This window comes from Streptomyces sp. NPDC090032, from assembly GCF_044748025.1.
Lineage (GTDB): Bacteria > Actinomycetota > Actinomycetes > Streptomycetales > Streptomycetaceae > Streptomyces.
Genome location: NZ_JBIVFF010000011.1, coordinates 156,577 through 175,080 on the forward strand (window position 1 = coordinate 156,577; position 18,504 = coordinate 175,080).

The following is an 18,504-nucleotide window of genomic DNA, read 5'->3' on the forward strand; positions in this document are numbered from 1 at the left end:
TCGGGGCGTGCGCGGCCCCAATTCACCCGGCATTGAAGCGTGTTGATCTGACCCGGACAAGACTCGATGCGTAACCGTCTCGTCCGGCGGGTGGCGGACCGCTCCGGGAAACGCGTGGGCAACCTCACTGTCGGTGGCCGCAAGTAGGGTGTCTGACATGGCCGACCCCTCCAGCTACCGCCCCCAGCCGGGACAGATCCCGGACTCCCCAGGGGTGTACAGGTTCCGTGACGAGCACCGCCGGGTGATCTACGTCGGGAAGGCGAAAAGCCTGCGCCAGCGCCTGGCCAACTACTTCCAGGACCTGGCGAACCTGCACCCCCGCACCCGCACGATGGTCACCACGGCCGCGTCCGTGGAGTGGACCGTGGTGTCCACGGAGGTCGAGGCGCTCCAGCTGGAGTATTCCTGGATCAAGGAGTACGACCCCCGGTTCAACGTCAAGTACCGCGACGACAAGAGCTATCCGTACCTCGCGGTGACGATGAACGAGGAGTTCCCGCGCGTGCAGGTCATGCGCGGCCAGAAGAAGAAGGGCGTGCGCTACTTCGGTCCCTACGGGCACGCCTGGGCCATCCGCGACACCGTCGACCTGCTGCTGCGCGTCTTCCCGGTCCGCACCTGCTCCGCCGGCGTCTTCAAGAACGCCGCCCGCACCGGCCGCCCCTGCCTCCTCGGCTACATCGGCAAGTGCTCGGCCCCGTGCGTCGGCCGCGTCTCGCCCGAGGAGCACCGCGAACTGGCGGAGGACTTCTGCGACTTCATGACCGGCCGCACCGGCACGTACATCCGCCGTCTCGAGAAGGACATGACGGACGCCGCCGAGGAGATGGAGTACGAGCGCGCCGCGCGCCTGCGTGACGACATAGAGGCGCTGCGCAAGGCCATGGAGAAGAGCGCCGTCGTCCTCGCCGACGCCACTGACGCCGACCTGATCGCCCTCGCCGAGGACGAGCTGGAGGCCGCCGTGCAGATCTTCCACGTGCGGGGCGGGCGCGTGCGCGGCCAGCGCGGCTGGGTCACGGACAAGGTCGAGGCGGTCACCAGCGGTGACCTCGTCGAGCACGCGCTCCAGCAGCTGTACGGCGAGGAGCGCGGGGACGCCGTGCCCAAGGAGGTCCTCGTGCCCGCGCTGCCCGAGCCCCTGGAACCCGTACAGGAGTGGCTCACGACGCGCCGCGGGTCGAGCGTGTCGCTGAGGATCCCGCAGCGCGGCGACAAGAAGGCGCTCATGGAGACGGTCCACAGGAACGCGCAGCAGGCACTCGCGCTCCACAAGACCAAGCGCGCCTCCGACCTCACCACACGCTCGCGTGCTCTTGAGGAGATCGCCGGGGCCCTGGAGCTGGACAGCGCGCCGCTGCGCATCGAGTGCTACGACATCTCCCACCTCCAGGGCGACGACGTCGTGGCCTCCATGGTCGTCTTCGAGGACGGTCTCGCCCGGAAGAGCGAGTACCGGCGCTTCCAGATCAAGGGCTTCGAGGGGCAGGACGACGTCCGCTCGATGCACGAGGTGATCACGCGCCGCTTCAAGCGGTATCTGGCGGCGCAGGAGAAGTCGGGGGAGTGGTCCGACGCCGAGCTGGCGGACGAGGACGGCCCGGTCGAATCCCGTCTCACGGAGGACGACGGCCGCCCCAAGCGGTTCGCGTACCCGCCCCAGCTGGTCGTCGTCGACGGCGGGCAGCCGCAGGTCGCGGCGGCCAAGCGGGCGCTCGACGAGCTGGGCATCGACGACATCGCGGTGTGCGGCCTGGCCAAGCGCCTCGAAGAGGTCTGGGTGCCCGACGAGGACGATCCGGTGATCCTTCCGCGCACCAGCGAGGGGCTCTATCTTCTGCAGCGTGTACGTGACGAGGCGCACCGCTTCGCGATCACGTACCAGCGCACCAAGCGGGCCAAACGCTTCAGGGCCGGGCCGCTCGACGAGGTGCCCGGTCTCGGCGACGCGCGCAAGCAGGCCCTGATCAAGCACTTCGGTTCGGTGAAGCGCCTGCGATCCGCCACAATCGATCAGATCTGCGAGGTTCCCGGCATAGGCCGCAAGACGGCAGAGACGATCGTGGCGGCCTTCGCGAGCGCGGAGCCGGCGGCACCGGCCGTGAACACGGCCACAGGAGAGATCATTGAAGACGAGGACCCCACGGCCACGGCCGCGGTCACCTCGGAAGGACGACGGGGGCAGGAGCCATGAACGAGAACGAGCAGGGCGCACACGCACCACAGCCGGCCCCCGATGACCGGGCAGGCCAGGCGGCGGAGACAGACGGAGCACAGGTGAGTACGGGTACGACGAGCGAGACCCCCGCGGCGTCCGAAGCGGCCATCCCCGAGCTGGTGATCATCTCCGGGATGTCCGGCGCCGGGCGTTCCACGGCCGCCAAGTGTCTGGAGGACCTCGGCTGGTTCGTCGTCGACAACCTGCCGCCCGCGCTGATTCCCACGATGGTCGAGCTCGGCGCCCGCTCCCAGGGCAATGTCGCCCGGATCGCCGTCGTCGTCGACGTGCGCGGCCGCCGCTTCTTCGACGACCTCCACCAGTCCCTCGCCGACCTGGAGTCCCGCCAGGTCACCCGGCGCATCGTGTTCCTGGAGTCCTCCGACGAGGCCCTGGTGCGCCGCTTCGAGTCGGTGCGCCGCCCGCACCCCCTCCAGGGCGACGGCCGCATCGTCGACGGCATCGCGGCCGAGCGCCAGCTCCTGCGCGAGCTGCGCGGCGACGCCGACCTGGTCATCGACACCTCCAGCCTGAACGTGCACGAACTGCGCGCCAAGATGGACGCCCAGTTCGCCGGCGACGAGGAGCCCGAGCTGCGGGCCACGGTCATGTCGTTCGGCTTCAAGTACGGCCTGCCCGTCGACGCCGACCTGGTCGTCGACATGCGCTTCCTGCCGAACCCGCACTGGGTCCCCGAGCTGCGCCCCTTCACCGGCATGAACGAAGAGGTGGCGAACTACGTCTTCGGCCAGCCCGGCGCCAAGGAGTTCCTCGACCGGTACACCGAGCTGCTCCAGCTCATCGCCGCCGGATACCGCCGCGAGGGCAAGCGGTACGTGACGATCGCGGTCGGCTGCACCGGAGGCAAGCACCGCTCCGTCGCCATGTCGGAGAAGCTCGCCGCGCGCATCGCGGCGGAGGGCGTGGAGACCGTGGTCGTCCACCGGGACATGGGCCGCGAATGACCGGTCGCACACTCCGGCTCGGCAGCAGGCTCCGCCGGGTCACGCCTCCCACGGGCCGCCGGCGCGGCGCCCAGCCCAAGGTCGTCGCCCTCGGCGGCGGCATGGGCCTGTCCGCGTCCCTGGCCGCGCTGCGGCGCATCACCGGCGACCTCACCGCCGTGGTGACGGTCGCCGACGACGGCGGCTCCAGCGGCCGGCTCCGCGACGAGCTGGGCGTCCTGCCGCCCGGCGACCTGCGCAAGGCCCTCGCGGCCCTGTGCGGCGACGACGACTGGGGCCAGACCTGGGCCCGCGTCATCCAGCACCGCTTCCAGTCCCAGGGCGACCTGCACGAACACGCCGTCGGCAATCTGCTCATCGTCGCCCTGTGGGAGCAGCTCGGCGACCATGTGCAGGCCCTCGACCTGGTCGGCAAGCTGCTCGGCGCGCACGGGCGCGTACTGCCCATGTCCGCGGTCCCGCTGGAGCTCCAGGCCCTGGTCAAGGGGCACGACCCGGCCCGCCCGGACGACGTCGACACGGTGCGCGGCCAGGCCACGGTGGCCCTCACTCCCGGCGAGGTGCAGTCCGTGCACCTCGTGCCGCACGACCCGCCGGCCGTCCCCGAGGCGGTCGCCGCGGTGCTCGACGCCGACTGGGTGGTGCTCGGCCCCGGCTCGTGGTTCTCCTCCGTGATCCCGCATCTGCTGGTCCCCGAGCTGCTCGACGCGCTGATGACGACGAAGGCCCGCAGGGTCCTCTCGCTGAACCTCGCGCCACAGCCCGGAGAAACCGAGGGCTTCTCACCGCAGCGTCATTTGGAGGTTTTGGGACGACACGCCCCTAAACTCGCCCTGGACGTGGTGCTGGCCGACGAGGCCGCCGTGCCCGACCGCGAGTCCCTGACCGACGCCGCCAAGGAGGGCTTCGGCGCTGCGGTCGAGCTGGCGCCTGTGGCCAGGCCCGACGGGACTCCGAGGCACGATCCGGAGCTGTTGGCCGCCGCGTACGACCGTATTTTTCGGATGCATGGAAGGATCGGCCCATGGCGATGACGGCAGCGGTGAAGGACGAGATTTCCCGGCTTCCCGTCACCCGGACCTGCTGCAGAAAGGCAGAGGTCTCGGCCATCCTGCGCTTCGCGGGCGGGCTCCACCTGGTGAGCGGCCGCATCGTGATCGAGGCGGAGCTCGACACGGCGATGGCGGCGCGACGGCTGAAGCGGGACATCCTCGAGATCTTCGGGCACAGCTCGGAACTGATCGTGATGGCGCCCGGCGGGCTGCGCCGGGGCTCGCGCTTCGTCGTACGCGTCGTGGCCGGCGGTGACCAGCTGGCGCGCCAGACCGGTCTTGTCGACGGCCGCGGCCGTCCGATCAGGGGTCTTCCGCCGCAGGTGGTCTCGGGGGCCACCTGCGACGCCGAGGCCGCCTGGCGCGGAGCCTTCCTGGCGCACGGCTCGCTCACCGAGCCCGGCCGCTCCTCCTCCCTGGAGGTGACCTGCCCCGGCCCGGAGGCCGCGCTCGCCCTGGTCGGGGCCGCGCGCCGGCTCCAGATCGCGGGCAAGGCCCGTGAGGTACGCGGTGTGGACCGGGTCGTCGTCCGGGACGGGGACGCCATCGGCGCCCTGCTCACCCGTATGGGGGCCCACGAGTCGGTGCTCGCCTGGGAGGAACGGCGGATGCGGCGCGAGGTCCGCGCCACCGCCAATCGCCTGGCCAACTTCGACGATGCGAACCTGCGCCGCTCGGCGCGCGCCGCCGTCGCCGCCGGGGCCCGCGTGCAGCGCGCCCTGGAGATCCTCGCCGACGAGGTGCCGGAGCACCTCGCGGCCGCCGGGCGGCTGCGCATGGAGCACAAGCAGGCCTCCCTGGAGGAGCTGGGCGCGCTCGCCGACCCGCCGCTGACGAAGGACGCCGTAGCGGGCCGCATCCGCCGCCTGCTCGCGATGGCCGACAAGCGGGCCCAGGACATGGGCATCCCGGGCACGGAGTCGAACATCACCGAGGAGATGGCCGACAACCTCGCCGGCTGACCCCGGAGCGGAATGCCACACGCCGGTGCCGGCGCCCTGCCGGGGCTCGGGCACCGGCGTTTTCGCTGCCCATGGGGACCCTGACAGGCCTGTCGGGACCCCTGCGACGCGCCCTTGACTTGACCATGAACTGTCATGAGTCTGGCGTCTGTTCGCTTCTGCGGTGAACAGCCGCTTCTGCGGTTCACCACAGCTTCTGCGGTACTCACCTGCTTCTGCGGTACACAACTGCAAGGGGGGCTCATGAGACGAAGAGCGAGATCGATCCTCGCGGCCACGGCACTCATTCTGGGCGGACTGGGAGGAGCGGGACTGACACCCGTCGCCCAGGCACAGAGCGGCGGTGCACCCCGGTCGGACTCCGATCCGGTCAAGGTGTTCCGGGCCGAGGTCACGAAGGAGCAGGTGCCCCTGCTCCTCGCGGCCGGACAGGACGGGCACGAACTCGGTGAACAGGCCCCCGAGAAGGGGAAGGCCGAGGTCGAGGTCTACCTCACCGACAAGCAGGCGAAACAGCTGGAGAAGAAGGGCGTCGAGCTCATCGAGCACACGCTCTCCGCCAAGGCGCGAGCGCGCGTGGCGGCCGCGGGCGACGGCGTGTTCCGCCCCTACAGCGGCAAGGGCAATCTCCAGGAGGAGATCGTCAGGACGGGCCAGGCCCACCCCGGCCTCACCAAGGTCGTCTCCATCGGCAAGACCCTTCAGGGCCAGGACATCCTCGCGGTCAAGCTCACCAAGGGCGCCCGTACGACCAGGGACGGTTCGAAGCCGTCGGTGCTCTACATGTCCAACCAGCACGCCCGCGAGTGGATCACCCCCGAGATGACCCGCCGCCTGATGCACTACTACTTGGACAACTACTCCAAGGACAAGCGCATCAAGAAGATCGTCGACTCGACGGAGATGTGGTTCGTGCTGTCGGCGAACCCCGACGGGTACGACTGGACGTTCAACCCCGACGGTGACCGCCAGTGGCGCAAGAACATGCGGGACGTGAACGGCGACGGCGCTATCACCACGGGCGACGGCGTCGACCTCAACCGCAACTTCGCCTACAAGTGGGGCTACGACGACGAGGGTTCGTCCCCGAGCCCCGCCAGTGAGACCTACCGCGGCGCGAGCCCCGGCTCCGAGCCCGAGACGAAGGCCCTCGACGCCTTCGAGAAGCGCATCGGCTTCCGGTACGCCATCAACTACCACTCCGCCGCCGAGCTGCTGCTCTACGGGGTGGGCTGGCAGGTGGCCACACCGACGCCGGACGACGTGCTCTACAAGGCACTCGCCGGGACCCCCGAGAACTCCGCGATCCCCGGCTACCACCCGCAGGTCTCCTCCGAGCTGTACACCACCAACGGCGAGGCCGACGGACACGCGGGCAACGTCAACGGCACCGGGATGTTCACGCCCGAGATGAGCGAGTGCCAGACCGCGTCGGCCGTCGACCCGGACGACCAGTGGCGCCCCGAGGACTGCGAGTCGGTCTTCACCTTCCCGGACGACGAGAAGCTGATCCAGCAGGAGTTCACGAAGAACGTCCCGTTCGCGCTCTCCGTGGCCGAGACCGCGGCGCACCCGGACCAGCCGTCGTCCTCGGTCGGCCTCGACGCCCCCGACTTCACCCCGGCCGCCTTCAGCACCTCGTACGCGCGCGGCGCCGACCAGGAGGTCTCCGTGACCGCCCGCAAGTCGGTGCGCGACAAGGAGCTCAACTACCGTGTGGACGGCGGCCGTACGCACGACGAGGACCTGCGCGCCTGGAAGGGCGGCGAGACCTACGGCGGCGACGACAACCTCCACTTCGACGCGTACCGCGCGAGGATCGAGGACGCGGATCCGGGCGACAAGGTCGAGGTCTGGTTCACCGGACGCACGAGGTCCGGGAAGCGCACCTCCAGCGAGCACTTCACGTACACCGTGGCCGAGCGCCCCAGGGCCGACACCCTCGTGGTCGCCGAGAACGACGCCACAGGACAGCAGAGCAAGGCCTACGTGGACGCGCTGAGGGCCAACGGCCGTACCCCGCTCGTGTGGAACGTCGCCACCCAGGGCGCCCCGGACGCACTCGCGGTCCTCGACCACTTCAGGACGGTCGTCCACTACACGGGCGCCGACCGCCCCGGCCTCACCACCCAGCTCGCCCTGCGCGACTACCTCAACGAGGGCGGCAAGCTGATCGAGGCCGGTGAGCAGGCGGGCGGCTCCGTCGCCATCGGGGACACCACCACGAACGACTTCAGCCAGTACTACCTGGGCGCGTACTCGCGTACCTCGACACCCGGAGCCACGAAGTTCGCCGGATCCGGCGTGCTCACCGGTGCCGCCGCCGGCCTCGGGGACGCCCCCGGCAACCCGCTGAACATCGCCGCGACCTACCAGGCCACCTCCGACGTGCTGTCCAAGACCGACTACCCGCAGTTCACGAGCGCGGGCGCCGGTGAGTACGCGGGCACGCCCAACCCCTACAGCCCCTTCGAGGGCAGCTCCATGGCCGCCGCCGTGCACACGGACGACGGCTGGAAGCGGCTGACCCGCACCGTCGACCTCACCGGGGTCTCCGCCGCCGACAAGCCGTCCCTGAAGTTCCAGCTCCTGTGGGACACCGAGCCCGGCTACGACCACGCGGTGCTGGAGGCGCACACGGCGGGCGCCGAGGACTGGACGACGCTGCCCGACACCGGCGGCGCCACCACGAACGCCGTCCCCGCCGAGTGCGAGGCCGGATTCCTGATCAAGGAGCACCCGGCGCTCAAGCGCTATCTGACGCCCGGCTCCGCGGGCTGCACGGCCACCGGCACCTCCGGCTCCTGGAACAGCTTCACGGGCGCCTCGGACGGCTGGAAGCCGGTGACCTTCGACCTGAGCGCCTACGCGGGAAAGACGGTCGAGGTCTCGCTCAGCTACATCACCGACCCCGGCAGCGGCGGCCACGGCGTCCTCGCCGACAACGCGTCCGTCGTCACCGGCGGCGCCGCGAAGGAGACCGAGGGCTTCGAGTCGTCGTTCGGCGCCTGGAAGGTCGCGGGCCCGCCCCCGGGCAGCCCCGTCGTCACCAAGGACTGGGCCCGCGCGGGTGAACTGTTCAAGACGTACGGAGCCGTCAGCACCAAGGACACCGTGCTCCTCGGATTCGGTCTCGAACATGTCGCCACGGCGGCCGAGCGCAGCATGCTCCTGGGGAAGGCGCTGGCCTCTCTGAGGAGCTGAGAAGGGCCGGGCAGAAAACCGGACGAAATACCCCGCTCACTTTTCGCGAAAAGCGCCAGATGAGCGGGAATCCCGGCGGTCCGTACCCCTACTGGGCGGTACGGGCCGCCGGGCCGCACAAGGGCCCACTCAATGTCACTCGGAGGCCTTCGGAGAGGTAGGGTCGGAGGCGGTCGGGGACATCCCATACAACTCGCCGGCGTCTAAAACCGGCGTACCAACGAGGAGATCGGTTCGTGACGATCCGCGTAGGCATCAACGGCTTTGGCCGCATCGGGCGTAACTACTTCCGCGCGCTGCTTGAGCAGGGTGCAGACATCGAGATCGTGGCTGTCAACGACCTCGGTGACACCGCGACCACCGCACACCTTCTGAAGTACGACACGATCCTCGGCCGCCTCAAGGCCGAGGTCACGCACACCGCCGACACCATCACCGTCGACGGCCACACCATCAAGGTCCTTTCCGAGCGCAACCCCGCCGACATCCCGTGGGGCGACCTCGGTGTCGACATCGTCATCGAGTCGACCGGCATCTTCACGAAGAAGGCCGACGCCGAGAAGCACATCGCCGGCGGCGCCAAGAAGGTCCTCATCTCGGCTCCGGCCAAGGACGAGGACATCACCATCGTGATGGGCGTCAACCAGGACCAGTACAACCCGGCGACGGACCACGTCATCTCGAACGCGTCCTGCACCACCAACTGTGTGGCGCCGATGGCCAAGGTTCTCGACGAGAACTTCGGCATCGTCAAGGGCCTGATGACCACGGTCCACGCGTACACGAACGACCAGCGCATCCTGGACTTCCCGCACTCGGACCTGCGCCGCGCCCGTGCCGCCGCCGAGAACATCATTCCCACCACCACCGGTGCCGCCAAGGCGACCGCCCTGGTCCTCCCGCAGCTCAAGGGCAAGCTCGACGGCATCGCGATGCGCGTCCCGGTCCCGACCGGCTCGGCCACCGACCTGGTCGTCACCCTGGCGCGCGAGACCACCAAGGACGAGGTCAACGCCGCGTTCAAGAAGGCGTCCGAGGACGGCGACCTCAAGGGCTACCTCGCCTACACCGAGGACCCGATCGTCTCCTCCGACATCGTCGGCGACCCGGCGTCCTGCACCTTCGACTCCTCCCTGACCATGGTCCAGGAAGGTAACTCGGTGAAGATCCTCGGCTGGTACGACAACGAGTGGGGCTACTCCAACCGTCTCGTCGACCTCACGGTCTTCGTCGGCGGCCAGCTCTAAATCCAGAGTCGGCATCTCGATGTGAGCACAGGGTCCGGACCGCGCAACGCCGCGCCGTCCGGGCCCTGTTGTGCGTCAGCCCAACCAAGGAGTCCAGGAGTCCAGCCATGAAGACGATCGACGAACTTCTCGCCGAAGGGGTCGAGGGCAAGCGGGTCTTCGTCCGCGCCGACCTCAACGTGCCTCTCGCCGACGGCCAGATCACCGACGACGGCCGCATCCGCGCCGTCCTGCCCACCGTCAAGGCCCTGGCCGACGCGGGCGCCAAGGTGATCGTCGCCTCCCACCTGGGCCGCCCCAAGGGAGCCCCGGACCCGGCGTTCTCGCTGCTGCCGGCCGCCGAGCGCCTCGCCGAGCTCCTCGGCAAGCCGGTCGCGTTCGCCCAGGACACCGTCGGCCCCGCCGCCCACGACGCCGTGGACGGTCTGGAGCCCGGCCAGGTCGCCGTCATCGAGAACCTCCGCTTCAACGCCGGCGAGACGTCGAAGGACGACACCGAGCGCGGCGAGTTCGCCGACCAGCTGGCCGCCCTGGCCGATGTCTACGTGGGCGACGGCTTCGGCGCCGTGCACCGCAAGCACGCCTCCGTGTACGACCTGCCGGCCCGCCTGCCGCACTACGCCGGCTACCTCATCGCCACCGAGGTCGGCGTCCTGAAGAAGCTCACCGACGAGGTCAAGCGGCCGTACGTCGTCGCGCTCGGCGGAGCCAAGGTCTCCGACAAGCTCGCCGTCATCGACCAGCTGCTCGGCAAGGCCGACCGCCTGCTCATCGGCGGCGGCATGGCCTACACCTTCCTCAAGGCCCAGGGCCACGAGGTCGGCATCTCCCTCCTCCAGGAGGACCAGATCCCGGTCGTCAAGGAGTACATCAAGCGCGCCGAGGACAAGGGCGTCGAGCTGGTGCTCCCCGTGGACGTGCTGGTCTCGCCGGACTTCCCCGACCTCAAGACCAAGGCCCCGGCCAACCCCACCACCGTGGCCGCGGACGCCATCCCGGCCGACCAGGAGGGTCTCGACATCGGCCCGGAGACCCGCAAGCTGTACGCATCGAAGCTCGCCGACGCCTCGACCGTCTTCTGGAACGGTCCGATGGGCGTCTTCGAGCACCCCGACTACGCCGAGGGCACCAAGGCGGTCGCCCAGGCGCTCCTCGACTCCCCGGCCTTCACGGTCGTCGGCGGCGGCGACTCAGCCGCGGCCGTCCGGCTCCTTGGCTTCGACGAGAATGCATTCGGCCACATCTCGACCGGCGGCGGCGCCTCCCTCGAATACCTTGAGGGCAAGACGCTCCCCGGCCTTGCCGCACTGGAGGACTGACCTCAATGACCACCCGCACGCCGCTGATGGCGGGCAACTGGAAGATGAACCTCAACCACCTCGAGGCCATCGCCCACGTCCAGAAGCTCGCCTTCGCGCTGGCCGACAAGGACTACGACGCCGTCGAGGTCGCGGTCCTGCCGCCCTTCACCGACCTGCGCTCCGTACAGACCCTGGTCGACGGCGACAAGCTCAAGATCAAGTACGGCGCCCAGGACATCTCGGCCCACGACTCCGGTGCCTACACTGGTGAGATCTCGGGCCCGATGCTCGCCAAGCTCAAGTGCACGTACGTGGCGGTCGGCCACTCCGAGCGTCGGCAGTACCACGACGAGACCGACGAGATCTGCAACGCCAAGGTGAAGGCCGCCTTCAAGCACGGCCTGACCCCGATCCTGTGCGTCGGCGAGGAGCTCCACGTCCGCGAGGCGGGCGAGCACGTCGGGCACACGCTGTCGCAGGTCGAGGGCGGCCTCAAGGACATCCCGGCCGAGCAGGCCGAGAACATCGTGATCGCGTACGAGCCGGTCTGGGCGATCGGCACCGGCAAGGTCTGCGGCGCGGACGACGCCCAGGAGGTCTGCGGGGCGATCCGCGGCAAGCTCGCCGAGCTGTACTCCCAGGAACTGGCCGACAAGGTCCGCATCCAGTACGGCGGCTCGGTGAAGTCCGGGAACGTCGCGGAGATCATGTCGAAGCCCGACGTCGACGGCGCCCTCGTCGGCGGCGCGGCGCTCGACGCCGAGGAGTTCGTCAAGATCATCCGGTTCCGCGACCAGTGAGTATGCGGTAGCGGCGTTACGTCGTACCCTTGCGGGGGCCGGGTGGCTTTCCACCGGGCCCCCGCAGCACGTATAAGTCGCAGTACAGATTCACATCGCAACACAGACATCGCAGTACGTATTAGTCCGAGAGAATTGCCAGGAAGTAGGGACCAGCCGTGGTTATGGGGTTCTCGATCGCCCTGATCGTCTTCAGCCTGCTGCTGATGCTCCTTGTGCTGATGCACAAGGGAAAGGGTGGCGGTCTCTCCGACATGTTCGGTGGCGGAATGCAGTCCTCCGTCGGCGGCTCTTCGGTCGCCGAGCGCAACCTGGACCGCATCACCATCGTGCTCGCTCTGCTGTGGTTCGCGTGCATTGTCGTGCTCGGTCTGCTCATGAAGGTCAACAACTGAGCCGTCACACCTGCACATCGCGCACATAAGGCCCCATGTTCGGTACGCGCCCTCCGGCGCGGCCTATCATGGGGCTTGCGTCTAGGGGCGGGGATGTAACTCCAATCACTGGACGCGCGTTGGGCCTTACGTAGACTGAGGCGCCCGCGGCGGAGCGAGACGCCGAGACGCTCCGCGGCACCATCACGCAGGGAGTTACGACCGTGGCAAGTGGCAACGCGATCCGAGGAAGTCGGGTCGGGGCGGGGCCGATGGGCGAGGCCGAGCGCGGCGAGTCCGCGCCGCGTCTGCGCATCTCCTTCTGGTGCTCCAACGGGCACGAGACGCAGCCGAGCTTCGCCTCCGACGCGCAGGTGCCGGAGACCTGGGACTGTCCGCGCTGCGGCTTCCCTGCCGGGCAGGACCGGGACAACCCGCCGGACCCCCCGCGCACCGAGCCCTACAAGACGCATCTCGCGTACGTGCGCGAGCGGCGCAGCGACGCGGACGGCGAGGCGATCCTCGCGGAGGCGCTCGCCAAACTGCGGGGCGAGATCTAGGACTTGAGCACCGGCCGGACACACCCAAGTGTCCGGCCGGACTCGTTCGGCCGTAGCGGTCCGGACAGACGCCGTATACCGGACCCTGATCAATTAGGTTGGTCAAGCAGCGGGGCAAGGTACGTACTCAGGTACGAGAGAAGGCTGAAGTCCGAGATGAACGCATATGAGGGCCGTGCGAGGCTCAATCAGATGCCCGAGTGGACGGCGCTCGCCAAGCACCGGGAAGAACTCGGGGACGTGCAGCTGCGTGAGCTGTTCGCCGCCGAACCGGCGCGCGGCTCCGACTACACGCTCCAGGTCGGCGATCTGCACATCGACTACTCCAAGCACCTGGTCACGGACGAGACGCTGCGCCTGCTGCGCGAGCTCGCCGCCGCGACCGACGTGTTCGGTCTGCGGGACGCCATGTTCCGCGGCGAGAAGATCAATACGACGGAGGGCCGGGCCGTTCTGCACACGGCGCTGCGGGCTCCGCGTGACACGGTGATCGAGGTCGACGGCGTCGATGTCGTCCCACAGGTGCATGCCGTCCTCGACAAGATGGCCGTCTTCGCGGACAAGGTCCGTTCGGGGGAGTGGACGGGTCACACCGGTAAGCGCATCAAGAACGTCGTGAACGTCGGTATCGGCGGTTCCGACCTCGGTCCGGCGATGGCGTACGAGGTGCTTCGCTCGTTCACGGACCGGGACTTGACGGTCCGTTTTGTGTCGAACGTGGATGGCGCGGACCTGCATGAGGCCGTGCGTGATCTGGATCCGGCCGAGACGCTGTTCATCATCGCTTCGAAGACGTTCACGACGATCGAGACGATCACGAACGCGACGTCCGCGCGTAACTGGCTGCTGACCGGTCTGGGGGTCGGTCAGGAGGCTGTCGCGAAGCACTTTGTCGCTCTGTCGACGAATGCGGAGAAGGTCTCCGAGTTCGGTATCGACACGGCGAACATGTTCGAGTTCTGGGACTGGGTCGGTGGCCGCTACTCGTTCGACTCCGCGATCGGCCTTTCGCTGATGATCGCGATCGGTCCGGACGCCTTCCGTGAGATGCTCGACGGGTTCCACCTCGTCGACGAGCACTTCCGCACCGCTCCCGCCGAGGCGAACGCTCCTCTTCTGATGGGCCTGTTGGGTATCTGGTACGGCAACTTCCACGACGCGCAGTCGCACGCGGTGCTTCCGTACTCGCACTACCTGTCCAGGTTCACGGCGTATCTCCAGCAGCTCGACATGGAGTCCAACGGCAAGTCCGTGGACCGCGAGGGCCGTCCGGTGGAGTGGCAGACGGGTCCTGTCGTCTGGGGCACCCCCGGCACCAACGGGCAGCATGCCTACTACCAGCTCATCCACCAGGGGACGAAGCTGATCCCGGCGGACTTCATCGGGTTCGCAGAGCCCGTGGCGGACCTGCTGCCCGGACTCGTCGCGCAGCACGACCTGTTGATGGCCAACTTCTTCGCGCAGACGCAGGCCCTCGCCTTCGGCAAGACCCCGGCCGAGGTCCGCGCGGAGGGGGTGCCAGAGGAGCTCGTGCCGCACAAGACGTTCCGCGGCAACCACCCGACGACGACGATCCTGGCGAAGCGGCTCACCCCGTTCGTCCTCGGCCAGCTCATCGCCCTCTACGAGCAGAAGGTGTTCGTCCAGGGAGCCGTATGGAACATCGACTCCTTCGACCAGTGGGGCGTCGAACTCGGCAAGGTCCTCGCCAAGCGCATCGAGCCCGCCCTCACCGAGGGCGCCGACGTGCCTGGACTCGACGGGTCCACCGAGGCGCTGGTGGCCAAGTACCGCGAGCTGCGCGGCCGTTAGATCGCTGAGCGGCGCATCTAATTCGGGTGCGCCGCCACCCTCGGCGGGTGACACTGCTCCGGTCGCGTCACCTGCCGGGAGGACCTCATGGACCAGCTCATGTCCGCGCTCGCCGACCCCGAACGACTGAAGCTGTACGCGCGGATCGTGCTGGACGAACTGCCGCCCGCCGACGAGAGCTCCCCGGTCGTGCGCAAGCACCTGGGGCGCCTCGTCTCCACCGGGCTCGTCGAACGGCGGCCGGACGGATCGCTGCGGGCGGACCACGCTGTGTTCCGCCGCGAGCGCCCGGCGGAGATCCACCCCGCCGTGCCGCGCCGCCTCACCGGTTTCTTCGCACGCGGACGTCTCACCTCGATCCCGGTCCGCGCCACCGTGCGCCACGAACTCCTCGTCCACCTCACGGGCACGCTCTTCGACTCCGGGCGCACCTACACCGAGGGCGAGGTCAACGACGCGTTCCGCACCGTCCACGAGGACACTTCGGCGCTGCGCAGATACTGCGTGAGCGACGGGCTCCTCGTACGGGAGCGCGACGGCAGCAGCTATCGCAGGGCGCACGCGTAGAGACCCCGCACCGGTCAACTCCGGTGCGGGGCCCCTGCGTTCGTGTCTTCGCGCCTGGCGAGCGCCTCAGGCGATGTGTGGTGGATACAGCGCGGGCGGGAGCTGCGAAGCCGCCGCCGAGTCGAGCAGCCACAGGGTGCGCGAGCGGCCGTACGCGCCCGCTGCAGGCGCCTGGATCTCGCCCGCGCCGGACAGTGCGATCGCCGCGGCCTCCGCCTTGTCCTCGCCCGCCGCGAGCAGCCACACCTCGCGCGCGGCCCGGATGGCCGGGAGCGTGAGCGAGACGCGGGTGGGCGGCGGCTTGGGCGCGCCGTGCACACCGACCACGGTGCGCTCGGTCTCCCGGACCGCCGGCAGCTCGGGGAAGAGCGACGCGACGTGCGTGTCCGGGCCGACCCCCAGCATCAGGACGTCGAACGTCGGCACCGGACCGTGGTCCTCCGGCCCCGCGGCGGCGGCCAGTTCGGCGGCGTACACCTGCGCGGCGGCGTCCACCTCGTACGGGCCGTCCGAAGCCGGCATCGGGTGGACCCGGTCCGGGTTCAGCGGCACCGAGTCGAGGAGCGCCTCGCGGGCCTGCGTGTAGTTCCGCTCGGGGTCGCCGTCCGGCAGGAACCGCTCGTCGCCCCACCACAGGTCGAGGCGCGTCCAGTCGACCGCGTCCCGGGCGGGGGCGGTCGCGAGGGCCGCCAGGAGCCCGTTGCCGTTGCGCCCGCCCGTCAGGACGACGGACGCGTAGCCGCGGGCGGCCTGGGCGTCCACGATCTTCGTGATGAGCCGGGCCGCGGCGGCCTGCGCCATCAGCTCCTTGTCGCGGTGCACCACCAACTGGGGTGCTGAGCTCATCACTTGGCGGCCGCCTTCGAAGCGGACTTCTTGGCGGCGGGCTTGGCGGGCGCCTTCTTGGCCGCCGCCTTCTTCGCGGGAGCGGAAGCCTGAGCCGCCTGCTCGGCCGCAGGTGCCTTCCCGTCCGGCGCCCCCGGCTCGCCGAGGCGGTGCACACCGAACTTCAGCACGGCCGCGTAGGTGTCGTCCGGGTCGAGGCGGCGCAGCTCCTCCGCGATCAGCTCGGACGTCTCGCGGCGCTTGAGCGCCACCGCGCGGTCCGGCTGGCCATGGATCGACAGCGTGGCCAGCGAAGCGTCCGGGCGGTCGAGCACGATGGGGCCGCAGTCCGTCTCCATGCGCACGGCCGTCAGGCCGGGGCCCGGCGACAGCGAGCGCCGGACCGGCACGCCGAGCCGGTCCGCGAGCCACATGGCGAGCAGCTCGCAGCTCGGGTTGAACTCCTCGCCCTCCACCTCGACCGAGTTGACCTTGCAGGTCACCTGGTCGAGAGCGGCGGCGAGCATGGAGCGCCACGGCGTGATCCGGGTCCACGACAGGTCCGTGTCACCGGGCGTGTAGGCGCCGGCCCGGGCCGCCAGCTCGTCGTTGGGCTGCTCCGCCGCGTAGGTGTCCGTCACGCGGCGCTGGGCGAGCGCGCCCAGTGGGTCCTTGGCCGGGTCGAGCGGCGCGTTCACCGGCCACCAGGCCACGACCGGGGCGTCCGGCAGGAGCAGCGGCAGGACGACCGACTGGGCGTGGTTGATGACCTCGCCGTACAGCCGCAGGACGACGGTCTCGCCGGTCCCCGCCTCCGCGCCGACCCGCACCTCGGCGTCGAGCCGGGACGTCGTGCGGTCGCGCGGCGAACGGGAGACGCGCTTGATGACCACGAGGGTGCGCGAGGGGTGCTCGCGGGACGCCTCGTTGGCCGCCTTCAGCGCGTCGTAGGCGTTCTCCTCGTCGGTCACGATGACGAGGGTGAGCACCATGCCGACGGCGGGGGTGCCGATGGACCGGCGGCCCTCCATGAGCGCCTTGTTGATCTTGCTGGACGTGGTGTCCGTGAGGTCGATCTTCATGGCCGGCGCCAGCTCCGTCCGTCTCGTGCGAGCATCTCGTCCGCCTCGGCGGGCCCCCACGTGCCGGACGGGTACTGGGCCGGCTTGCCGTGCTTGTCCCAGTACTTCTCGATCGGGTCGAGGATGTTCCACGACAGCTCGACCTCCTCCGTACGCGGGAAGAGGTTCGAGTCGCCGAGGAGGACGTCCAGGATCAGGCGCTCGTACGCCTCCGGGCTCGACTCCGTGAACGACTCGCCGTACGCGAAGTCCATCGACACGTCCCGGATCTCCATGGAGGTGCCGGGCACCTTGGAGCCGAAGCGGACCGTGATGCCCTCGTCCGGCTGGACGCGGATGACGATCGCGTTCTGGCCGAGCTCCTCCGTCGCCGTGTGGTCGAAGGGGGAGTGGGGCGCGCGCTGGAAGACGACGGCGATCTCGGTGACGCGGCGGCCGAGGCGCTTGCCGGTGCGCAGGTAGAAGGGGACGCCCGCCCATCGGCGGTTGTCGACCTCCAGCTTGATGGCCGCGTAGGTGTCGGTCTTCGACTTGGGGTCGATGCCGTCTTCCTGGAGGTAGCCGACCGCCTTCTCGCCGCCCTGCCACCCGGCCGCGTACTGGCCGCGGACCGTGTGGTCGCCGAGGTCCTTGGGCAGCCGGACCGCGCCGAGCACCTTGGCCTTCTCGGCGACGAGCGCGTCCGCGTCGAAGGAGGCGGGCTCCTCCATGGCGGTCAGCGCCATGAGCTGGAGGAGGTGGTTCTGGATGACGTCGCGGGCGGCGCCGATGCCGTCGTAGTAGCCGGCGCGGCCGCCGATGCCGATGTCCTCGGCCATCGTGATCTGCACGTGGTCGACGTACGACCGGTTCCAGATCGGCTCGAAGAGGGTGTTGGCGAAGCGCAGGGCCAGGATGTTCTGGACGGTCTCCTTGCCGAGGTAGTGGTCGATCCGGAACACCTGGTCCGGGGCGAACACCTCGTGCACGATCGCGTTCAGTTCCTTGGCCGACTCGAGGTCGTGGCCGAACGGCTTCTCGATGACCGCGCGGCGCCACGAACCCTCGGGCGCGTCCGCGAGGCCGTGCTTCTTGAGCTGCTGCACGACCTGCGGGAAGAACTTGGGGGGTACGGAGAGGTAGAACGCGAAGTTGCCGCCCGTCCCCTGCGCCTTGTCGAGCTCGTGCATCGTCGTCTTCAGGCGCTCGAAGGCGTCGTCGTCGTCGAAGTTGCCCTGGACGAAGCGCATGCCCTGGACGAGCTGCTGCCAGACCTCTTCGCGGAACGGCGTACGCGCGTGTTCCTTGACCGCGTCGTGCACCTCCTGCGCGAAGTCCTCGTCCTCCCACTCGCGTCGGGCGAAGCCGACCAGCGAGAAGCCCGGCGGCAGCAGACCCCGGTTCGCAAGGTCATAAACGGCGGGCATCAGCTTTTTACGGGACAAATCGCCCGTGACACCGAAGATGACCAGGCCCGACGGCCCCGCGATACGCGGGAGCCGTCGGTCTGCGGCGTCACGGAGCGGGTTCGCTCCATGAACTGGGGTCAAGAT

At 69.4% G+C, this 18,504-nt stretch carries 15 protein-coding genes; 12 read left to right on the top strand and 3 right to left on the bottom strand.

The window, feature by feature from the left end:
* Window positions 1-157: 157 nt before the first annotated feature.
* The 12 genes from uvrC (at window position 158) to ACIPWY_RS27020 (ending at window position 15,065) form a co-directional block, all read left to right on the top strand.
* The gene (gene uvrC, locus ACIPWY_RS26965; protein WP_401535401.1) at window positions 158-2,197 is read left to right on the top strand and encodes an excinuclease ABC subunit UvrC; all 2,040 of its coding nucleotides are present in this window, start codon (window positions 158-160) and stop codon (window positions 2,195-2,197) included.
* Window positions 2,194-3,186, top strand: a complete 993-nt coding sequence (rapZ, locus tag ACIPWY_RS26970; protein WP_362905712.1) for an RNase adapter RapZ — start codon at window positions 2,194-2,196, stop codon at window positions 3,184-3,186. Before uvrC ends, rapZ begins: the two co-directional genes overlap by 4 nt.
* Window positions 3,183-4,220, top strand: coding sequence for a uridine diphosphate-N-acetylglucosamine-binding protein YvcK (gene yvcK / locus ACIPWY_RS26975; protein ID WP_362905714.1), 1,038 nt, complete (start codon window positions 3,183-3,185; stop codon window positions 4,218-4,220). The genes rapZ and yvcK overlap by 4 nt, the downstream gene beginning before the upstream one ends.
* Entirely contained in the window at window positions 4,211-5,200 is a 990-nt protein-coding gene (whiA, locus tag ACIPWY_RS26980; RefSeq protein ID WP_116502730.1) for a DNA-binding protein WhiA, read from the top strand. The genes yvcK and whiA overlap by 10 nt, the downstream gene beginning before the upstream one ends.
* A 243-nt stretch (window positions 5,201-5,443) precedes the next feature.
* Window positions 5,444-8,404: a M14 family zinc carboxypeptidase gene (locus tag ACIPWY_RS26985; protein ID WP_401535404.1), complete on the top strand. Its 2,961-nt coding sequence runs from the start codon at window positions 5,444-5,446 to the stop codon at window positions 8,402-8,404.
* A 236-nt stretch (window positions 8,405-8,640) separates the two neighbouring features.
* Entirely contained in the window at window positions 8,641-9,651 is a 1,011-nt protein-coding gene (gene gap, locus ACIPWY_RS26990; protein WP_362905718.1) for a type I glyceraldehyde-3-phosphate dehydrogenase, read from the top strand.
* Between the two features lie 107 nt (window positions 9,652-9,758).
* Window positions 9,759-10,970, top strand: a complete 1,212-nt coding sequence (locus tag ACIPWY_RS26995; RefSeq protein ID WP_383886136.1) for a phosphoglycerate kinase — start codon at window positions 9,759-9,761, stop codon at window positions 10,968-10,970.
* Window positions 10,971-10,975: 5 nt separating this feature from the next.
* A complete protein-coding gene (gene tpiA / locus ACIPWY_RS27000) occupies window positions 10,976-11,752 on the top strand; it encodes a triose-phosphate isomerase (protein WP_362905722.1) in 777 nt (258 codons plus the stop codon).
* 164 nt (window positions 11,753-11,916) lie between these two features.
* Window positions 11,917-12,147: a preprotein translocase subunit SecG gene (secG, locus tag ACIPWY_RS27005; protein WP_362905724.1), complete on the top strand. Its 231-nt coding sequence runs from the start codon at window positions 11,917-11,919 to the stop codon at window positions 12,145-12,147.
* 203 nt (window positions 12,148-12,350) lie between these two features.
* A complete protein-coding gene (locus ACIPWY_RS27010) occupies window positions 12,351-12,686 on the top strand; it encodes an RNA polymerase-binding protein RbpA (RefSeq protein WP_003976875.1) in 336 nt (111 codons plus the stop codon).
* A 156-nt stretch (window positions 12,687-12,842) separates the two neighbouring features.
* Window positions 12,843-14,498 (top strand): glucose-6-phosphate isomerase, encoded by a 1,656-nt coding sequence (gene pgi / locus ACIPWY_RS27015; protein ID WP_401535408.1) that lies wholly within the window; start codon window positions 12,843-12,845, stop codon window positions 14,496-14,498.
* Between the two features lie 87 nt (window positions 14,499-14,585).
* Entirely contained in the window at window positions 14,586-15,065 is a 480-nt protein-coding gene (locus ACIPWY_RS27020) for a DUF2087 domain-containing protein (RefSeq protein ID WP_401535410.1), read from the top strand.
* Window positions 15,066-15,131: 66 nt separating this feature from the next.
* Here the strand turns inward: ACIPWY_RS27020 and pgl are convergent, their stop codons facing one another.
* Genes pgl through zwf form a run of 3 tightly spaced genes read right to left on the bottom strand, consistent with a single transcriptional unit; the run spans window position 15,132 to window position 18,501 of the window.
* Entirely contained in the window at window positions 15,132-15,911 is a 780-nt protein-coding gene (gene pgl / locus ACIPWY_RS27025; protein WP_362908005.1) for a 6-phosphogluconolactonase, read from the bottom strand.
* On the bottom strand, window positions 15,911-16,972 hold the full coding sequence (opcA, locus tag ACIPWY_RS27030) for a glucose-6-phosphate dehydrogenase assembly protein OpcA (RefSeq protein WP_362908006.1): 1,062 nt from the start codon (window positions 16,970-16,972) through the stop codon (window positions 15,911-15,913). The genes pgl and opcA overlap by 1 nt, the downstream gene beginning before the upstream one ends.
* On the bottom strand, window positions 16,969-18,501 hold the full coding sequence (gene zwf, locus ACIPWY_RS27035) for a glucose-6-phosphate dehydrogenase (RefSeq protein WP_362908007.1): 1,533 nt from the start codon (window positions 18,499-18,501) through the stop codon (window positions 16,969-16,971). Before zwf ends, opcA begins: the two co-directional genes overlap by 4 nt.
* Window positions 18,502-18,504: the final 3 nt, after the last annotated feature.

Excerpts from the sequence above, each read along its gene's own strand:
- secG (WP_362905724.1), top strand. The coding sequence starts at position 11,917 with ATGGGGTTCTCGATCGCCCTGATCGTCTTCAGCCTGCTGCTGATGCTC.
- ACIPWY_RS26995 (WP_383886136.1), top strand. The coding sequence starts at position 9,759 with ATGAAGACGATCGACGAACTTCTCGCCGAAGGGGTCGAGGGCAAGCGG.
- ACIPWY_RS26985 (WP_401535404.1), top strand. The coding sequence starts at position 5,444 with ATGAGACGAAGAGCGAGATCGATCCTCGCGGCCACGGCACTCATTCTG.
- whiA (WP_116502730.1), top strand. The coding sequence starts at position 4,211 with ATGGCGATGACGGCAGCGGTGAAGGACGAGATTTCCCGGCTTCCCGTC.
- opcA (WP_362908006.1), bottom strand. The coding sequence starts at position 16,972 with ATGAAGATCGACCTCACGGACACCACGTCCAGCAAGATCAACAAGGCG.
- tpiA (WP_362905722.1), top strand. The coding sequence starts at position 10,976 with ATGACCACCCGCACGCCGCTGATGGCGGGCAACTGGAAGATGAACCTC.
- uvrC (WP_401535401.1), top strand. The coding sequence starts at position 158 with ATGGCCGACCCCTCCAGCTACCGCCCCCAGCCGGGACAGATCCCGGAC.
- ACIPWY_RS27020 (WP_401535410.1), top strand. The coding sequence starts at position 14,586 with ATGGACCAGCTCATGTCCGCGCTCGCCGACCCCGAACGACTGAAGCTG.
- pgi (WP_401535408.1), top strand. The coding sequence starts at position 12,843 with ATGAACGCATATGAGGGCCGTGCGAGGCTCAATCAGATGCCCGAGTGG.
- yvcK (WP_362905714.1), top strand. The coding sequence starts at position 3,183 with ATGACCGGTCGCACACTCCGGCTCGGCAGCAGGCTCCGCCGGGTCACG.
- rapZ (WP_362905712.1), top strand. The coding sequence starts at position 2,194 with ATGAACGAGAACGAGCAGGGCGCACACGCACCACAGCCGGCCCCCGAT.
- pgl (WP_362908005.1), bottom strand. The coding sequence starts at position 15,911 with ATGAGCTCAGCACCCCAGTTGGTGGTGCACCGCGACAAGGAGCTGATG.